This window comes from Cryobacterium sp. MDB1-18-1 (genome assembly GCF_004402735.1).
In the GTDB taxonomy this organism is placed as follows: domain Bacteria; phylum Actinomycetota; class Actinomycetes; order Actinomycetales; family Microbacteriaceae; genus Cryobacterium; species Cryobacterium glucosi.
Genome location: NZ_SOFR01000035.1, coordinates 1 through 16,560, shown reverse-complemented (window position 1 = coordinate 16,560; position 16,560 = coordinate 1). Strand labels below are relative to the sequence as shown.

Below are 16,560 nucleotides of genomic sequence, written 5' to 3'. Positions count from 1 at the left end.
TATGGCCGAATTTATTTATACGATGGTCCGCGCACGCAAGGCGGTAGGCGACAAGCTCATCCTCGACGACGTCACGATGTCGTTCTTCCCCGGCGCCAAAATTGGCATCGTCGGGCCGAACGGCGCCGGAAAGTCCACGATCCTCAAGATCATGGCCGGACTCGACACCCCGAGCAACGGCGAGGCGAAACTCTCGCCCGGCTACAGCGTCGGCATCCTGATGCAGGAGCCGGAACTCGACGAGACCAAGACGGTCCTCGAGAACGTGCAGGAAGGCGTCGGCCCGATCAAGGCCAAGGTCGACCGGTTCAACGAGATCAGCGCCGCCCTCGGCGAACCCGACGCGGACTTCGACACCCTCCTCGCCGAAATGGGCACACTCCAGGAAGCCATCGACGCCGCCGACGCCTGGGACCTCGACTCCCAGCTCGAACAGGCGATGGATGCCCTCCGCACGCCGCCGGGAGACTCTGCCGTCGCCGACCTCTCCGGTGGTGAGAAGCGCCGCGTTGCGCTGACGAAGCTCCTGCTGCAGAAGCCCGACCTGCTCCTCCTCGACGAGCCCACCAACCACCTCGACGCCGAAAGCGTGCTCTGGCTCGAGCAGCACCTCGCCCAGTACGCCGGCGCCGTGCTCGCCGTCACCCACGACCGGTACTTCCTCGACCACGTCGCCGAATGGATCGCCGAAGTCGACCGTGGCCACCTCTACCCCTACGAGGGCAACTACTCGACCTACCTTGAGAAGAAGCAGGAACGGCTCATGATCGCGGGCAAGAAGGACGCGAAGATGGCCAAGCGTCTCGCCGATGAACTCGAGTGGGTCCGCTCGAACGCCAAGGGACGCCAGGCCAAGTCCAAGGCACGTCTCGCCCGCTACGAGGAGATGGCCGCCGCGGCCGAGAGCACCCGCAAGCTCGACTTCGAAGAGATCCAGATCCCGGTCGGCCCGCGTCTCGGTGCCCAGGTCATCGACGCGAAGAAGCTGCACAAGGGCTTCGGCGACCGCGTGCTCATCGACGGGCTCAGCTTCACCCTCCCGCGGAACGGCATCGTCGGCATCATCGGGCCGAACGGCGTGGGAAAGACGACCCTGTTCAAGACGATCGTCGGCAAGGAGCCGCTCGACGGCGGCGAGCTGAAGATCGGCGAGACCGTCGACATCTCCTACGTCGACCAGGACCGCACCGGAATCGACCCGAACAAGTCCCTCTGGGAGGTCGTCTCCGACGGCCAGGACTACATCCAGGTCGGCAAGACCGAGATCCCGTCCCGCGCCTACGTGTCGACCTTCGGATTCAAGGGACCCGACCAGCAGAAGAAGGCCGGCGTGCTCTCCGGTGGAGAGCGCAACCGCCTCAACCTCGCGCTCACACTCAAGCAGGGCGGAAACCTGCTGCTCCTGGATGAGCCGACTAACGACCTCGACGTCGAAACCCTCGGCTCCCTCGAGAACGCACTCCTCGAGTTTCCCGGTTGCGCCGTGGTCATCACTCACGACCGGTGGTTCCTCGACCGGATCGCGACCCACATCCTCTCCTACGAGGGCACGGATGAGAACCCGGCGAGCTGGTACTGGTTCGAGGGAAACTTCGAGTCCTACGAGCAGAACAAGATCGAGAGGCTCGGCCCCGACGCCGCGAAGCCGCACCGGTCCGCGTACCGCAAGCTCACGCGCGACTAGGCCGGGAACGGGCCAGCGAGATGAAGCTGCACGTGCCGATCAGCCTGCGCTGGTCAGACCTCGATGCATACGGCCACGTCAACAACGCCTCGATGCTGCGCCTCCTCGAGGAGGCGCGCATCCAGGCGTTCTGGCTCGACGACGAGGTTGAGCCTGGCTCGGGGGCCGGGACCGCCGTTCTCGACGGCCGGCCGGGCGCGGCAACGCTGACCGTGATCGCGCGCCTCGAAGCCGAGTACCTGTTGTCGATCCCGTACCTGCGGCAGCCGGTGGACATCCGTCTCTGGCTCGGCAAGGTCGGCGGGGCGAGCCTCGAGGTGTGTTACGAGGTCTGGGGGCCGGTGGAGGCCGAGTCGGCGGTGCTGTACGCGCAGGCCAGCACCACGATCGTGCTCATCGATGCGGCGACCCAGCGCCCGCGCAAGATCACCGACGAGGAGCGTGCGGCGTGGCTGCCCTACCTCGAAGACCCGGTGCGATTCACCCGCAGGGCTGCCCTTCCGGAAGACTGAACTCCATCCGTTCAGCTTGCGGTGACGGAGTCTCCCGAAACCGAGACGGTGATGCCGATCAGTGGCTTCGGGGCGGGGCCCGCGAGAACGGCGCCCGTTGCCGTGTCGAACTTCGAACCGTGGCACGGGCAGTCGAAGGACGTGTCGACGAGTTTCACGATGCAGCCCTGGTGCGTGCACACGGCGCTGAAGGCCACGACCTTGCCTGCGGTTGGCTGGCTGACGAAGATGGCCTTGCCATTCAGGGCGGTCTCGATCGAGCCGCCGACCGGGATGTCGGAGAGCTTGGCGACCACGGTCCCGCCCGCAGACGATGTTGCGGCCCCGGTCGAACCTCCGGCCGATCCGGCGCCGGTGCCGCCCGTCGTGGTCGGGGCGCAGGCGGCCAGGGTCACGGCGGCGGTGCCTGCGGTGCCGATCAGCAGTGCGGTGCGGCGGGAGACCGCGGTGTCGTTCGTCATGATTCTCCTCGTGATGGTGGTCGTGGCGGTCGGTGACGGCGAATGGGCTGCTCCCCGTTCGCAAGCTGGCGCTACTCGTTAGGGTGCTACTAGTTACTACGAAACTGCCCGGTCATCGGTTCAAAGCCCATCACGGAAAATCGACGGACTTCGACAAAACCCGGCGGAAACTGAACGAACGGCGCAGCGAGCCCGTGTTAACGATAGGAGGTGCGCCGTGGCGGAGAAACCCGGACGCGGGGAGCGGCCCGTCGACGCGCGTGCCGACCTGCTGCGCGCCCTGCATGATGCGCACGCCGTGGCGCTCCGTCGGTACGTGACCCGGCTGACCGGGGATTCCGCCCTGGCCGATGACGTCGTGCAGGAGACCCTGTTGCGCGCCTGGCGACTGCCCCGGGTGCTCGACGATGCTGACTCTGCACGCGCCTGGCTCTTCACCGTCGCCCGCCACCTCGTCATCGACGAATGGCGTTCCGCCAGGAACCGCCACGAAATCAGCACAGACGAACTCCCCGAGCGTCTGACGAACGACGCGACGGCAGCGCTCCTCGACGCGTGGCTCGTGGCGGATGCCCTCGACGGCCTCTCCGCAGACCACCGGGCCGTGGTCGTCTTCGCCTACTACCGCGGACAGTCGGTCGCCGAGACCGCGCGCTCCCTCGACATCCCGGAGGGCACTGTGAAGTCGCGCCTGCACTACGCCCTGCGTGCCATGCGCCTGAGTCTCACCGAGAAGGGAGTGACCGAGCGATGACCACGACAGGATCCGGTGCATCAGACACCGGGCGCGTACCCCGGTCAGGGCGTGACCCGTACGCCGAGTGGGACGCCGCCTACGTGCTCGGCGCGCTCGCGACCGAAGAACGCCACGACTACGAACGCCACCTGCGCACGTGCGCGGACTGCACCCGTCGGGTTGCCGAGATCGCCGGGATCCCCGGTCTTCTCGGCCTCGTGCCGACCGCCGAGGTGTTGGAGACCGCGGCGTCACCGGGCGTCCTCCCTCGCAGCGACGGCCTGCCGCGGCTGCTCGATGCTGCGCGGCGGCGCAGGCGGCGCGGGCGGATACTGCAGGCCGGGCTCCTGCTCGGCGTGGCGGCCGTCGCCGCGACGGTGGCGATCGTGCTGCCGGCCCGGCTCGCCCCGGCGTCGATCGCGGAACCTCCCGGGGAGCTCGTCACACTGCACCAGGTGGTCCCGAACCCGCTGAGCGCGGATGTCCGCCTGGCGGCTCAGCCCGGCGGCACCCGCATAGACGGCTCGTGCAGCTATGGCCTGCCCGAATCCGGCACCGAATCCGGCACCGGCGCCGCGGCCGAGCGGGCGTACGCGATGTTCGTCACGGACCGGAACGGGGAGGCGACGCAGGTCGCGAGCTGGCTCGCGGGTCCTGGCATGACGGTCCCCGTCGCGGGAACCACGAAACTGGACACCGACGAGATCGCGTCCGTCGACATCCGTTTGCAGCCCAACGGCATCGTGCTGCTCGCGGCCGAGCCCGGGGTGGAGCAGGCGCAGTAGTCCCGCGCAGTGATCCCGGGCCGGCTGCTATTCCTTGTTCGCGGGAACCCGGACCATGCCCTCCTGGGCAACGGTCGCGAGCAGGAGACCCTCACGGCTGTAGATGCTGCCGGTGGAGAGTCCTCGGCCGCCCTGGGCGGTGGGAGAGTCCTGGACGTAGAGCATCCACTCGTCGACGCGCCCGAAGCGGTGGAACCACATCGCGTGGTCGAGGCTCGCGACCTTGAGCCCCGGCGTCGACCACGCGATGCCGTGGCGGCGCATCACCGGCTCCATGATCGAGTAATCGCTCGCGTATGCGAGGGCGGCACGGTGCAGGTCGGGGTCGTCGGGAAGCGCGCCGAGGGTCTTCATCCACACGGCCTGGTGACTGGTGTGCTCGCCCTTGACCTGAAGGTAGATCGGCGAAGGCACGTGCCGCATGTCGAACGGGCGCTCGCTCGCCCAGTAGCGGGCGATGGTGTGGTCGACCTGGGCGAGGGACTCCGCTGCGGTCGGCAGTGACTCGGGGTCCGGCAACCCGGCCGGCATGTCGATGTGGTGTTCGAGGCCCTCGTCATCGTCCTGGAACGACGCGATCATCGAGAGGATCGGGTGGCCGTTCTGGTACGCCTGGGTGCGCCGGGTGGAGAAGGAACGGCCGTCGTGGATCCGGTCGACGGAGAACGTGATCGGCTGGCTGACGTCCCCCGGACGGAGGAAGTAGCCGTGCATCGAGTGCGGGTGGCGGTCGTCAGGCACCGTGCGCATCGCCGCGACGAGGGACTGGGCGAGAACCTGCCCGCCGAACACGCGGCCGAGGGGCATCCACTGCGACGGGCCGGTGAAGATGTCCTCGCTCGTGCGCGCCCCTGTGTCGGTCAGGTCGAGGGCGTTCAAGAGACCTTCCATCGGCATGTCCATGCGTCCTCCTCGGCAGTGTGTGCGAAGTCGGTATGAGCCTCGCCGTACCTTGGTAGTTTAGGAGCAGATGAGCCAGTCATTTATTCTCACGGATTCCTTTGCCCTCAGCGATCTGCAGGTCTACCTGTCGCGCGCCAGCCGTATCGAGGACGGTTCGGTGCGCCTGATTTCGGCCGCCGGCGCGCTCGCGGTGTACTCCGCGATCCTCTACCCGCGCGGCCTCCTCGACGGGAGCCCGACCGTGCTCGGCCTGCGCACCTTCGGCCTCGACGAACCCGTCGAACTCGACGCCGTCGTGCCGGTGCGTTCCCTGCTCGATCGGGTCGCCCGCCTCGCCGCCGCGGGAAGCGACCCGGAGGCGCCGGTCGCGGTGACCGTGCCGCTCGAGGTCACGACCGTGACCTGGGCCGGTATCTCCCCGCCCCGGGGTGGCTGGAAACTCCTCGGCGAGACGGATGCCGCGCTCCTGACGGGCGCTGCGGCCGCCGGTATCGACGAGGTCGCCTCCACCGTGCCGCGGGACTCGGGCGCGCAGGTCGTGCAGCGGGTCCGTGCAGAGGTCTGGGGTCGCCCGATCGCGGGACTCGAGATCGTTCCGGCCGGGGCGGCGTTCGCGGCGGTGAGTCTCGGCTTCCTGCCCAAGGACGAACCGGTGCGGCTCTTCGAGACCGGGCCCTGGACCCGGCTCAGCACGAGCCGCGGCCACATCCTTGTGCGTCGCAAGCCCTGGTCGTTGCGCGCCTGACCCGTGCCCGGGAATTCCGGTTGTCCCTCCCGGATCGCGGACTACGATGAACGCGATGACGGAACGAACCAGGGTTGAGCTCGGGCGCCGCGAGGACCTCGGTGCCGACTGCGCCAGGTGCTTCGGACTCTGCTGCGTCGCCCTGGCGTTCACCAGGTCCGCCGACTTCCCGTTCGACAAGCCGGCCGGCGATCCCTGCGAGAACCTCGACGAACGCGACGCGTGCCGCGTGCACGCGGAGTTGCGCCCCCGGGGATTCACCGGCTGCACCGTGTTCGACTGTTTCGGTGCCGGCCAGAAAGTCTCGCAGCAGACCTTCGCCGGCCGGTCCTGGCGGGACGATCCCGGGACCAGGGACGCCATGTTCGCGATCTTCCCGATCGTTCGGCGGCTGCACGAACTCCTCTGGTACCTCGAGCAGGCGATCAGCCTTGTCGGGGACACGGGTGATCCGGCTCCGCTGATGTCGCGCTTCGATCGCGTCAGCGCGCTCAGCCGGGAGCAGCCGGATCGGCTCGCGAGCCTCGACGTCGACGCGGAGTACGACGCGGCCCGGCCGCTGCTCCTCCAGGCGAGCGAGGACGCGCGCAGGGGAATCCTCGGCGAAACCCGGGATCGAGGAGTTCGGCGCCGGCTCGGACCGGGGAGAGACCTGGCGGGCGCGGCACTCACCGGTGCGGACCTTCGTGGACTGAGCCTGCGCGGCTCCCTCCTGATCGGAGCGGATCTCAGCGGAGGCCGGCTGTCGTACTGCGACCTCCTCGGCGTCGACCTTCGCAACGCGAACTTGGCCGGAGCGGACCTCGCAGGCGCGATCTACCTGACCCAGATGCAGGTCAGCAGCGCCAGAGGCGACCAGCTCACCGTCCTGCCCCGGGGATTCGTGCGCCCAGCGCACTGGAGCGCGGGCGAGCAGAACCGCCCGTGAGACGGTATCTCAGATACTGAGGTGCTCAGGGGGTGATCCGGCGTCGTCACCGGACGCGAGCAGTGCCGCCCAGATGTCGGCGCGGGCGTGGAAGGTGCCGAAGTCACGGCCGAGGAGCGCCTCGGCCTGGCTCACCCGGGCGCGCACGGTGTGCCGGTGCACACCGAGCTCGGTGGCCGCTGGACCGAATTGCCCGTTGTGCTCCAGCCAGACCCGGAGCGTGCGGACGAGTTCGGTGCCGTGGACGGCGTCGTGCGCCGTGAGCGGCTGGAGCGTCGCGCGTCCGACCTCCGAGGCATCCGTGCCGGCGAGGAACGCGAGAACGCCCTGTCGGGAGATCACGTCGAATTCGACGATGCCTGGCGCGCCCTCGTGCGAGCGTTCGAGGGCCTGGCGGGCCTGGGCGAGGGCGTGCGGCAGCTCACGGTACCTGGTCCGGTCGGAGAGCCCGAGGTGCAACCCGAAGCCGACGAGCTCATCGAGCAGGGGCCCGGCAGTGGCGTCGACGCACAGGACTACGAGGCCGCCCTGGCGCGCGAAGAACAGGTGTCCAGGGCTCTCCTCCACCCGGAGCTCGAGGAACTCGGTCAGGGCGTCCAGCCGCCCTGGCGCGGGGTCGGTCACGGCGACCCGTACCGGCTCGAACGGGAGTGGCCCCCACATCTCCCCGGAGGTCGCCTGCACGAGGTCGACGTCGCCGCCGAGCAGCGCGTGCAGCAGCCCGGACCTGAGGAGCCCGCGCGCCCGGTCGAGTGCACTGTTCTGCTCAAGCGCGAGCCCCGCGAGCGCGATCACGCTCGTCACGACCTCCTGGCTGGCCTGGTCGAGCTCGCCGGGACCCCCGTGGGCGAGGACGCCGCGCAGCTGGTCGCGTCGACCCAGGGTCTGCAGGGTCAGCGTCTCTCCGCCGGTCGAAACCGACGTGCTGGCCCGCTGCCCGCGCCGGATCAACTGGGCTGCCTCGCGCTGCACCCGGTCGAGAGAGCCGCGTGAAGCGGATGCGCCCGCGAAGGTGTCCCGGGGGAAGACCCGGTCGAGGGCGCCGCTCATGTCGAAGAGCGCGACCCAGTGGCCGAGTTGCCGCGAAAGCTCGCTGAGGGTCGCGCTGAGGCCGTCCGGGCGGAGCGCCGCGAGCGCGATGGCCCGCTGGGCGCCGAGCGCCCAGGTGCTCCTGGCATAGCGGAGTTCGGCGACGAGGTCGCCGGCGGCCCGGGCGACGGCGATGAACGGCGTCTCGTACGGCACTTCGACGAGGGGGAGTCCGCGGGACTGGCAGGCCGCGACGAGGGCGTCGGGGGTGCCGGAGCGGAGGACTTCCGTGCCGAAGCCGAGGCAGACGATGCCGCGGTCGCGCAGCCGGGTCACGTAGTCGACGTAGAACGCGTCCGTGACAGCCTCCGCGAACTGGCGTCCTGTCGTCAGCAGTACCTGGTGTGCTGACAGGAACGGGGTCGGGTCGGCGAGGTCTGAGCTGTGCACCCATTCGACGGGCTGGTCGAGGGCGTGCGGCGGCAGGCCGGCCTCCGGAGTGAGCAGCCGCAACCGCAGGTCCGGCCGGTCGAGGAGGCGGCGCAGCCCCGGCAGCGGCGGCGGTGCGTTGAGCGGGGGCATGCGCCGAGTGTACAACGTGTCGAAACTTAGCCGGCATTCTGTACATAGCGGCGAGCGCGCTGCCGTCGGCGCTCTGCCTAGCATGGCACCTGACATCGACGCCGCCCGGTCGATGCACCTCGGTTTACGAACTGGAGCAGTCATGACCCTCGTCGCATCCCCGCCCACCACCGTTCCCGTCGGCGGCCCGTCCCTCCCGCAGGAACGTCGCCTCACGACGAGCATCCCCGGACCCCAGTCGCAGGCGCTCCAGGCGCGCAAGACCGCCGCGGTCTCCGCGGGCGTCGGCGTGACCCTGCCCGTCTACATCGTCGCTGCCGGCGGCGGCGTGCTCGTCGACGTTGACGGCAACTCCCTCATCGACCTCGGCAGCGGCATCGCCGTGACCGGCGTCGGCAACAGCGCGCCCCGCGTCGTCGAGGCCGTCGCCGCCCAGCTCGCCCAGTTCACCCACACCTGCTTCACGGTCGCCCCGTACGACTCCTACATCAAGGTCGCCGAGGCGCTCAACCGGGTCACCCCCGGTGACCACGCCAAGCGCACCGCCCTGTTCAACTCCGGCGCCGAGGCTGTCGAGAACGCCGTCAAGATCGCGCGGCACTACACGGGGCGGCAGGCCGTCGTGGCCTTCGATCACGCGTACCACGGCCGCACCACCCTGACCATGAGCCTCACCGCGAAGAACCAGCCGTACAAGAACGGCTTCGGCCCGTTCGCCGCCGAGGTCTATCGGGCGCCGATGTCCTACCCGTTGCGCGACGGCGGTCTCGACGGCGTCGTCGCCGCGAAGCGCGCCATCTCCCAGATCGAGAAGCAGATCGGCGCCGAGAACCTCGCCGCGCTCATCATCGAACCGATCCAGGGCGAGGGCGGCTTCATCGTCCCGGCCGCGGGCTTCCTGCCGACCCTCCTGGCCTGGTGCCGCGCCAACGGGGTCGTCTTCATCGCCGACGAGGTGCAGACCGGCTTCGCCCGCACCGGCGCCATGTTCGCCTGCGACCACGAGGGCATCGTGCCCGACCTGATCGTGATGGCCAAGGGCATCGCCGGCGGCCTCCCGCTTTCCGCGGTCACCGGCCGCGCCGAGATCATGGACGCCCCGCAGGTCGGCGGCATCGGCGGCACCTACGGCGGAAACCCGCTCGCCTGTGCAGCGGCCCTCGCCACCCTCGACACCTACGAGAGCGAGAACCTGGTCGAGCGCGCCCGCGAGATCGGCACGATCCTCACCGGCCGGCTGAACGCCATCCGCGCCTTCGACAAGCGCGTCGGCGACGTCCGCGGCCGTGGTGCCATGATCGCGATCGAGCTCGTCGACTCGGCGACGGGTGAACCGGATGCCGCACTCACCTCCCGCGTCGCGGCCGCCGTCCACGCGCAGGGCGTCATCGTCCTCACCTGCGGAACCTACGGGAACGTGATCCGGTTCCTGCCGCCGCTGAGTATCTCGGACGAGCTCCTCGTCGAGGGCCTCCAGGTCGTCGCACACGCTCTGGCGAACGCATGAGCCTGCTCGAGGCCCGGCCGGCCGTTCGCCAGGTCACGCCCCTCGCCACGCCCCTTGTCGACGCCCGGTCGCAGCTCAGCGACGCCGTCGCCCTGCTCGGCTACCCGGAGGGCCTGCACGCGTTGCTCGCGACCCCGCGCCGCGAGCTCACCGTCGCCGTTCCGTTGCGCCGGGACGACGGCAGCACCCGACTGTTCACCGGCTACCGGGTGCAGCACAACTTCTCCCGCGGCCCGGCCAAGGGCGGCCTGCGCTACAGCCCGCACGTGACCCTCGACGAGGTGCGCGCCCTCGCGATGTGGATGACCTGGAAATGCGCCCTGCTCGACGTGCCGTACGGCGGTGCCAAGGGCGGTGTCACGATCGACCCGCGTGAATTCTCGCTCCCGGAGCTCGAGCGCGTGACCCGCAGGTACACGAGCGAGATCCTGCCGATCATCGGCCCGGAGAAGGACATCCCGGCCCCCGACATCGGCACCGACGAGCGCACCATGGCCTGGATGATGGACACCTACTCCGTCAACGTCGGCTACACCGTTCCCGGGATCGTCACGGGCAAGCCGATCAGCCTCGGCGGTTCCCACGGCCGTGCGAGCGCGACCAGCCGCGGCGTGACCCACGTCGCACTTGCCGCCCTCAGGCACAGCGGCATCACGCCGTACGGAGCGACCGCAGCCGTGCAGGGCTTCGGCAAGGTCGGCCACGACGCTGCCGTGTTCCTCGCCGACGCGGGGGTGCGGGTCGTTGCGGTCAGCGACCAGTACGGCGCCGTCTACAACGAGCGGGGCATCGACTTCGCCGGGCTCGACGCGCACGTCGCGGCGACCGGCAGGGTCGTCGGCTTCGGCGGGGCGGACCCGCTCGACGGTGAAGCGCTGCTCGAGCTCGACGTCGACCTGCTGGTCCCGGCCGCGGTCGAGGGCGTCCTGCACGCCGGGAACGCTGCCCGCGTGACGGCACGCGTGATCGTCGAGGGCGCGAACGGCCCGACCTCCCCGGCTGCCGACCGGATCTTCGCCGCGAACGGACAGCTCGTGGTGCCCGACATCCTTGCGAACGCCGGCGGAGTGCTCGTCTCCTACTTCGAGTGGGTGCAGGGCAACCAGGCCTACTGGTGGAACGCCGCAGAGGTCGAACAGAAGCTCGAAGAGCGGATGCTCGCCGCCTGGCAGCAGGTCGTCGAAACCGCCGCCTCCCGGGACCTTTCCCTGCGGGCAGCGGCGACGGTCCTCGCCGTCGAACGCGTCGCCGAGGCCCACCTGCTCCGCGGACTCTACCCCTGACGCCCGTTCGTTTCCCACCGCCTGCCGTACCTGCCCCGTGACCGAAAGAGAACACCCGTGACCAGTCTCAGCACCGAGAACCGCCCCTTGAGCCCCGCCTCCGGCGACACCACCACCATCGGCACCGAGCGGGAGGCCGAACTCCTCAACCGGGTTCCCGACGGTCTCTACATCGACGGCACCTGGCAGCCCGGCACGGGGGAGCCGATCATCGTGACGGACCCTGCGACCGGGCGCGAGCTCAAGCGGATCGCCAACGCGGGCGTCGCGGACGGCGGACGCGCCCTCGACGCCGCCGTCGCAGCGGGTCCCGCCTGGGCGGCGACCGCGCCGCGGGTGCGGGCCGAGATCCTGCGTCGTGCGTTCGACCTGCTGCAGGAACGCCGGGAGGACTTCGCCCTGCTGATGACCATCGAAATGGGCAAGCCACTCGCCGAGGCCCGCGCCGAGGTCGGTTATGGCGGGGAATTCCTGCGTTGGTTCAGCGAGGAGGCCGTACGAATCAATGGGCGCTACGGGCCGGCACCCGAGGGTACCGGCCAGATGGTCGTTTCGCAGCGCCCGGTCGGCCCGTGCCTCCTGATCACCCCGTGGAACTTCCCGCTCGCGATGGCGACCCGCAAGATCGCCCCCGCGCTCGCCGCGGGGTGCACAGTCGTGATCAAGCCCGCGGAACTCACCCCGCTCACCACCCTCTTCTTCGCCCAGTTGCTCGAGGACGCGGGCGTTCCCGCCGGCGTCGTCAACGTGATCACGACCTCGGAATCCGCTGAGGTCTCCGCCCCGCTGATCGCAGACCCGCGGCTCCGGAAGCTCAGCTTCACCGGCTCGACCGGTGTCGGCCGGGCGCTCCTCCGCCAGGCCGCGGAGGGCGTGCTGCGCACCTCGATGGAGCTGGGCGGGAATGCGCCGTTCCTCGTCTTCGCCGACGCGGACCTCGACCGGGCCGTCGACGGCGCCATGCTCGCCAAGTTCCGCAACATCGGCCAGGCGTGCACGGCAGCGAACCGGTTCATCGTGCACGCGTCCGTCGCCGAGGATTTCGCTCGCCGCCTCGTCGCCCGCGTCGAAGCCCTCCGGATCGGTCGGGGCACCGAGCCGGACGTGACGATCGGCCCGCTCGTCAACGACGCGGCCGTCGCCAACACCGAGAAGCTCGTGAGCGATGCCCTCGACCGCGGTGCGACCCTCCTCACCGGCGGCTTCCGCCCGGAGGGTCCAGGGTCGTTCTACGCCCCGACCGTGCTGACCGACGTCGCAGCCGACAGCGACCTGCTTCGCCAGGAGATCTTCGGGCCCGTCGTCGGGATCGTGACCTTCACGGAGGAGGACGAGGCGATCCGGCTCGCCAACGACACCGAGTACGGGCTGATCAGCTACGTCTTCACCGAGAACATCGCCCGCGGCCAGCGGATGATCGCCGGGCTCGACACGGGCATGATGGGACTGAACACAGGACTCGTGTCCAACGCAGCCGCCCCCTTCGGAGGCGTCAAGCAATCAGGGCTCGGCCGGGAGGGCGGCCTCGAGGGAATCCACGAGTACCTGTCCCCGAAGTACACCCTGATCCCCGCGTCATAACCGACTTGCACAACTTCCGAATGACCTCGCAGCACCCACGTATGGAGGAGTTTTCATGACAACCAGGATCGACCGTGACATCGTCATCATTGGCGCAGGGGCATCCGGCCTGACCGCAGCAACGTCGCTGCGCCGGGCCGGCCTCACCGTCGCCGTGCTCGAAGCGCGCGACCGGGTCGGCGGTCGGCTGTGGACCGACGACATCGAGGGAGCCACGCTCGAGATCGGCGGCCAGTGGGTGTCACCGGACCAGCACGCGCTCAAGGAGACCCTCGCGGAGCTCGGTCTCGAGACCTACTCCCGGTACCGCGCCGGAGAAAACGTCTACATCAACGACTCCGGGGTACGCACCCGCTTCGAGGGCGAGATCTTCCCGGTCTCCCCGGAGACCCAGGCCGAGATCGTCGCCCTCATCGCAACGCTCGACGAGCTTGTCGCCGAGGTCGACCCCGATCGGCCGTGGGCGCACCCGCGGGCCGTCGAACTCGACCGGATCTCCTTCGCCGGGTGGCTCGCAACCCAGACAGCCGACCAGGAGGCCCGCGACAACGTCGCGATGTTCATCGCCGGCGCCATGCTGACCAAGCCTGCGCACGCCTTCTCCGCCCTGCAGGCCCTGCTGATGGCCGCGAGTGCCGGAAGCTTCAGCAACCTCGTCGACGCCGACTTCATCCTCGACGAGCGCGTCGTCGGCGGCCTCCAGCAGGTCCCGCTGCTGCTCGCGGAGCAGCTCGGCGATGACGTGCACCTCGGGCAGCCGGTGCGCACCCTGCGCTGGAGCGACGAGGGTGTCGTCGCGGTCACCGACGGACTCGAGGTGCACGCCCGCCGGGCGATCCTCGCGCTTCCGCCGACTCTGCTCAGCCGGATCTCCTTCGAACCCGCCCTGCCCCGCCGCCAGCACCAGCTGCACCAGCACCTTTCGATGGGTCTCGTGATCAAGGTTCACGCCGTCTACAAGACCCCGTTCTGGCGCGAGGACGGCCTCTCCGGCACCGCGTTCAGTCCCTACGAGCTCGTGCACGAGGCGTACGACAACACCAACTTCGGAGACGACCGCGGCACCCTCGTCGGCTTCGTGTCCGATGAGGCGGCGGATGCCGTGTTCCGGCTCCCCGCGGAGGAGCGCCGGGCGCGCATCCTGCTTTCGCTCTCGCACTACTTCGGGGACAAGGCTCTGTCGCCGGCGGTCTACTACGAAAGCGACTGGGGCAACGAGGAATGGACCCGGGGTGCATACGCCGCGAGTTTCGACCTCGGCGGCCTCGCCCGCTACGGCGCGGACCTGCGCACCCCCGTCGGGCCGATCCACTTCTCCTGCAGCGACCTGGCCGGCAAGGGCTACCAGCACGTCGACGGGGCGATCCGGATGGGCCGCGACACCGCTGCCGCCATCGCGGCCATACTCGAGCCGGTACTCGAGCCGGTCGGGGCGCTGACGAGCGTCCTGGACTAGGCGCCGCCGGGCGCGGACTCGCGGCGCCGTTTGCGTCTCGCGGCGATGTATCGGGCGCGCGCCGCGAGACACGGTGCGCGCCCGGAGACGCACCGCGCGCCGCGAGGTGCGGCGCGTGCGGACGCTCCCGTGACAGCCGGGGGTCAGACCGCCGCCGCGGCGGCGCGCCCCGCGGTGCGTCCGGAGAAGAGGCATCCGCCGAGGAAGGTGCCTTCGAGCGCGCGGTAGCCGTGCATCCCGCCGCCGCCGAAGCCGCTCGCCTCGCCGGCGGCGTAGAGGCCCGGCACGGGTGTGCCGTCCGGCCCGAGGGCGCGGGCGGAGAGGTCCGTCTCGATGCCGCCGAGACTCTTCCGGGTCAGGACGTGCAGCTTGACCGCGATCAGCGGGCCCGCGTGCGGGTCGAGCAGCCGGTGCGGGCTCGCGACGCGGATGAGACGGTCACCGCGGTAGTGCCTGGCCTGGCGGATCGCCGTGATCTGGGCATCCTTGGTGAAGGCGTTGTCGAGCTCGCGGTCGCGGGCGCGGATCTCCCGCTCGACCTGGGCGAGGTCCAGGGGAGCATCGGGGGAGAGCCGGCGCATGCCCGCGAGCAGGTCGGGCAGGGTGTCGGCGACGACAAAATCGGCGCCATGCTTCTTGAAGGCCTCGACCGGCCCGGGAGCGCCTTTCGTCACCCGTTTGGCGAGAAGGGCAAGGTTCTTACCGGTGAGGTCGGGGTTCTGTTCGGACCCGGAGAGTGCGAACTCCTTCTCGATGATCTTCTGCGTCAACACGAACCAGCTGTGTTCGTAGCCGGTGCGCAGGATGTGCTCGAGCGAGCCGAGCGTGTCGAAGCCGGGGAACAGGGGAGCGGGCAGCCGGGTCCCCGTCGCGTCGAGCCAGAGCGAGGACGGACCGGGCAGGATCCGGATTCCGTGCGCGGGCCAGACCGGGTCCCAGTTCGCGACGCCCTCCGGGTAGTGCCACATCCTGTCTCCGTTGATCAGCCGGGCGCCGGCCCGCTCGCTGATGCCGAGCATCCGCCCGTCGACGTGCGCGGGCACGCCGGACAGCAGTTCCCGGGGCGCGGTGCCGAGCCGGGTCGGCCACTGGGCGCGGACTTGCGCGGGGTTTCCGCCGATGCCGCCGCTTGTCACGACGACGGCGGATGCCCGCAGCTCGAAGTCGCCGACGACCTCGCGTGAGCTGGGCGCGCCGCGCGGGGCGTCGCTCGGGGCGAGGATGCTTCCCCGCACGCCGACGACCGTGCCGTCGTGGGTGAGCAGCTCGTCGACCCTGCGGCGGTGCAGCGCCGTGACGAGGCCGGACCGCACGCCTTCCCGCACGCGCTCGATGAACGGGGCGAGAATCGCCGGACCGGTGCCCCAGACGATGTGGAACCGCGGCACGGAGTTGCCGGGGCCGAGGGCCGTGGTGCCGCCGCGTTCGGCCCAGCCGACGACCGGAAAGAAGCGGATGCCGCGGGAGTGCAGCCAGGCGCGCTTCTCGCCGGCGGCGAAGTCCAGGTAGGCCTCCGCCCAGCGGCTCGGCCAGAGGTCCTCGTCACGGTCGAAACCCGCGGTGCCGAACCAGTCCTGTCTGGCGAGTCCGGCGGAGTCGTGCACCCCGAGCCTGCGCTGCTCCGGCGAGTCGACAAGGAACAAGCCGCCGAACGACCACCAGGCCTGGCCGCCGAGCGAGGCGGGCGGCTCCTGGTCGAGCAGGATGACCCGCTTGCCCGCGGCGACGAGCTCCGCGGTCGCGACGAGTCCGGCGAGGCCGGCCCCGACTACGATGACGTCGGCTTCGCTCGGATCCGTCCGAGGGGATGTCGCTCGGGGGCCGGTCGCGTGCGGGGGAACCGTGCTCATCGTGACTCCAGTGTCAGAAGGGGCAGTGTCAGAAGGGGCAGCGGGAGTCGAATGCGTTTCGGGGCCCGCGGGGCGTCGCTCGGAGCGACGCTGGCTCCATGCTAACTGTGCGGTACCCCGGATTCACTCCACCTGGTGAGCGCGTTTTTGCTGGTGAGGGGGATGGGTTTCTGTTCGGGGTCGAGTCCGGGTGGTGGGGTGAGCCAGTACTGGCCGGTGTCGTCGCGGGTGATGCGCCAGTGTTCGTTGTGGAGCCTGAGGTGGTCGGCCCGGCAGAGCAGGATGCCTTGGTCGAGGTTGGTCTGGCCGGTGTCGTCTTTCCAGTGGTGGATGTGGTGGGTTTCGGTCCAGGAGGGTGGCCGGTCGCAGCCGGGCCACATGCAGCCGCCGTCGCGGATGGCGAGGGCCGCCCGTTGGGCGGGGCTGAAGGTGCGTTGTTCGCGGCCGAGGTCGACGCCGTGGCCGTGGTCGTCGAAGGTGACGTCGAGGAGTCCGCTGTCGCACCGGTTCCGTTCCAA

General features: G+C 70.0%; 15 protein-coding genes. 10 read left to right on the top strand and 5 right to left on the bottom strand.

Annotation, left to right across the window (positions count from 1 at the left end; all coding sequences use genetic code 11):
- Position 1 precedes the first annotated feature (1 nt).
- Together ettA and E3O50_RS08440 are read left to right on the top strand one after the other, a co-directional pair.
- The gene (ettA, locus tag E3O50_RS08445) at positions 2–1,684 is read left to right on the top strand and encodes an energy-dependent translational throttle protein EttA (protein ID WP_134447826.1); all 1,683 of its coding nucleotides are present in this window, start codon (positions 2–4) and stop codon (positions 1,682–1,684) included.
- A gap of 20 nt (positions 1,685–1,704) precedes the next feature.
- Complete coding sequence (locus E3O50_RS08440) at positions 1,705–2,196, top strand: thioesterase family protein (protein WP_134447828.1); 492 nt, start codon at positions 1,705–1,707, stop codon at positions 2,194–2,196.
- An 11-nt stretch (positions 2,197–2,207) separates the two neighbouring features.
- Here the strand turns inward: E3O50_RS08440 and E3O50_RS08435 are convergent, their stop codons facing one another.
- Positions 2,208–2,657: a Rieske (2Fe-2S) protein gene (locus E3O50_RS08435; RefSeq protein ID WP_134447830.1), complete on the bottom strand. Its 450-nt coding sequence runs from the start codon at positions 2,655–2,657 to the stop codon at positions 2,208–2,210.
- Positions 2,658–2,874: 217 nt separating this feature from the next.
- Between E3O50_RS08435 and E3O50_RS08430 the strand changes: the two genes are divergently transcribed.
- Together E3O50_RS08430 and E3O50_RS08425 are read left to right on the top strand one after the other, a co-directional pair.
- Entirely contained in the window at positions 2,875–3,411 is a 537-nt protein-coding gene (locus tag E3O50_RS08430) for a sigma-70 family RNA polymerase sigma factor (protein ID WP_134447832.1), read from the top strand.
- On the top strand, positions 3,408–4,178 hold the full coding sequence (locus E3O50_RS08425; RefSeq protein ID WP_134559934.1) for a zf-HC2 domain-containing protein: 771 nt from the start codon (positions 3,408–3,410) through the stop codon (positions 4,176–4,178). Before E3O50_RS08430 ends, E3O50_RS08425 begins: the two co-directional genes overlap by 4 nt.
- A gap of 27 nt (positions 4,179–4,205) precedes the next feature.
- Here the strand turns inward: E3O50_RS08425 and E3O50_RS08420 are convergent, their stop codons facing one another.
- Positions 4,206–5,081: an acyl-CoA thioesterase II gene (locus E3O50_RS08420; protein WP_241975439.1), complete on the bottom strand. Its 876-nt coding sequence runs from the start codon at positions 5,079–5,081 to the stop codon at positions 4,206–4,208.
- 67 nt (positions 5,082–5,148) lie between these two features.
- Between E3O50_RS08420 and E3O50_RS08415 the strand changes: the two genes are divergently transcribed.
- Positions 5,149–5,826, top strand: coding sequence for a hypothetical protein (locus E3O50_RS08415; protein ID WP_134447836.1), 678 nt, complete (start codon positions 5,149–5,151; stop codon positions 5,824–5,826).
- 55 nt (positions 5,827–5,881) lie between these two features.
- Positions 5,882–6,754: a pentapeptide repeat-containing protein gene (locus E3O50_RS08410; RefSeq protein ID WP_134559932.1), complete on the top strand. Its 873-nt coding sequence runs from the start codon at positions 5,882–5,884 to the stop codon at positions 6,752–6,754.
- Positions 6,755–6,763: 9 nt separating this feature from the next.
- Here E3O50_RS08410 and E3O50_RS08405 read toward each other — a convergent pair whose 3' ends face one another.
- Positions 6,764–8,365, bottom strand: coding sequence for a PucR family transcriptional regulator (locus tag E3O50_RS08405; RefSeq protein WP_134447839.1), 1,602 nt, complete (start codon positions 8,363–8,365; stop codon positions 6,764–6,766).
- Positions 8,366–8,507: 142 nt separating this feature from the next.
- Here E3O50_RS08405 and gabT point away from each other — a divergent pair, with 142 nt between their 5' ends.
- The 4 genes from gabT to E3O50_RS08385 all read left to right on the top strand — a co-directional run bounded on the left by gabT (position 8,508) and on the right by E3O50_RS08385 (position 14,192).
- Positions 8,508–9,872, top strand: a complete 1,365-nt coding sequence (gene gabT, locus E3O50_RS08400; RefSeq protein WP_134559931.1) for a 4-aminobutyrate--2-oxoglutarate transaminase — start codon at positions 8,508–8,510, stop codon at positions 9,870–9,872.
- Positions 9,869–11,155: a Glu/Leu/Phe/Val dehydrogenase gene (locus tag E3O50_RS08395; RefSeq protein WP_134447843.1), complete on the top strand. Its 1,287-nt coding sequence runs from the start codon at positions 9,869–9,871 to the stop codon at positions 11,153–11,155. Before gabT ends, E3O50_RS08395 begins: the two co-directional genes overlap by 4 nt.
- A 117-nt stretch (positions 11,156–11,272) precedes the next feature.
- A complete protein-coding gene (locus E3O50_RS08390; RefSeq protein WP_134559962.1) occupies positions 11,273–12,736 on the top strand; it encodes an NAD-dependent succinate-semialdehyde dehydrogenase in 1,464 nt (487 codons plus the stop codon).
- Positions 12,737–12,791: 55 nt separating this feature from the next.
- The gene (locus E3O50_RS08385; RefSeq protein ID WP_134559929.1) at positions 12,792–14,192 is read left to right on the top strand and encodes an NAD(P)/FAD-dependent oxidoreductase; all 1,401 of its coding nucleotides are present in this window, start codon (positions 12,792–12,794) and stop codon (positions 14,190–14,192) included.
- Positions 14,193–14,335: 143 nt separating this feature from the next.
- Here the strand turns inward: E3O50_RS08385 and E3O50_RS08380 are convergent, their stop codons facing one another.
- Both E3O50_RS08380 and E3O50_RS08375 read right to left on the bottom strand, forming a co-directional pair.
- Positions 14,336–16,042 (bottom strand): FAD-binding dehydrogenase, encoded by a 1,707-nt coding sequence (locus E3O50_RS08380; RefSeq protein WP_134559329.1) that lies wholly within the window; start codon positions 16,040–16,042, stop codon positions 14,336–14,338.
- Positions 16,043–16,143: 101 nt separating this feature from the next.
- Positions 16,144–16,560, bottom strand: a 417-nt coding sequence (locus E3O50_RS08375) for an HNH endonuclease signature motif containing protein (RefSeq protein ID WP_134564554.1), incomplete at its 5' end; no start/stop codon positions are given.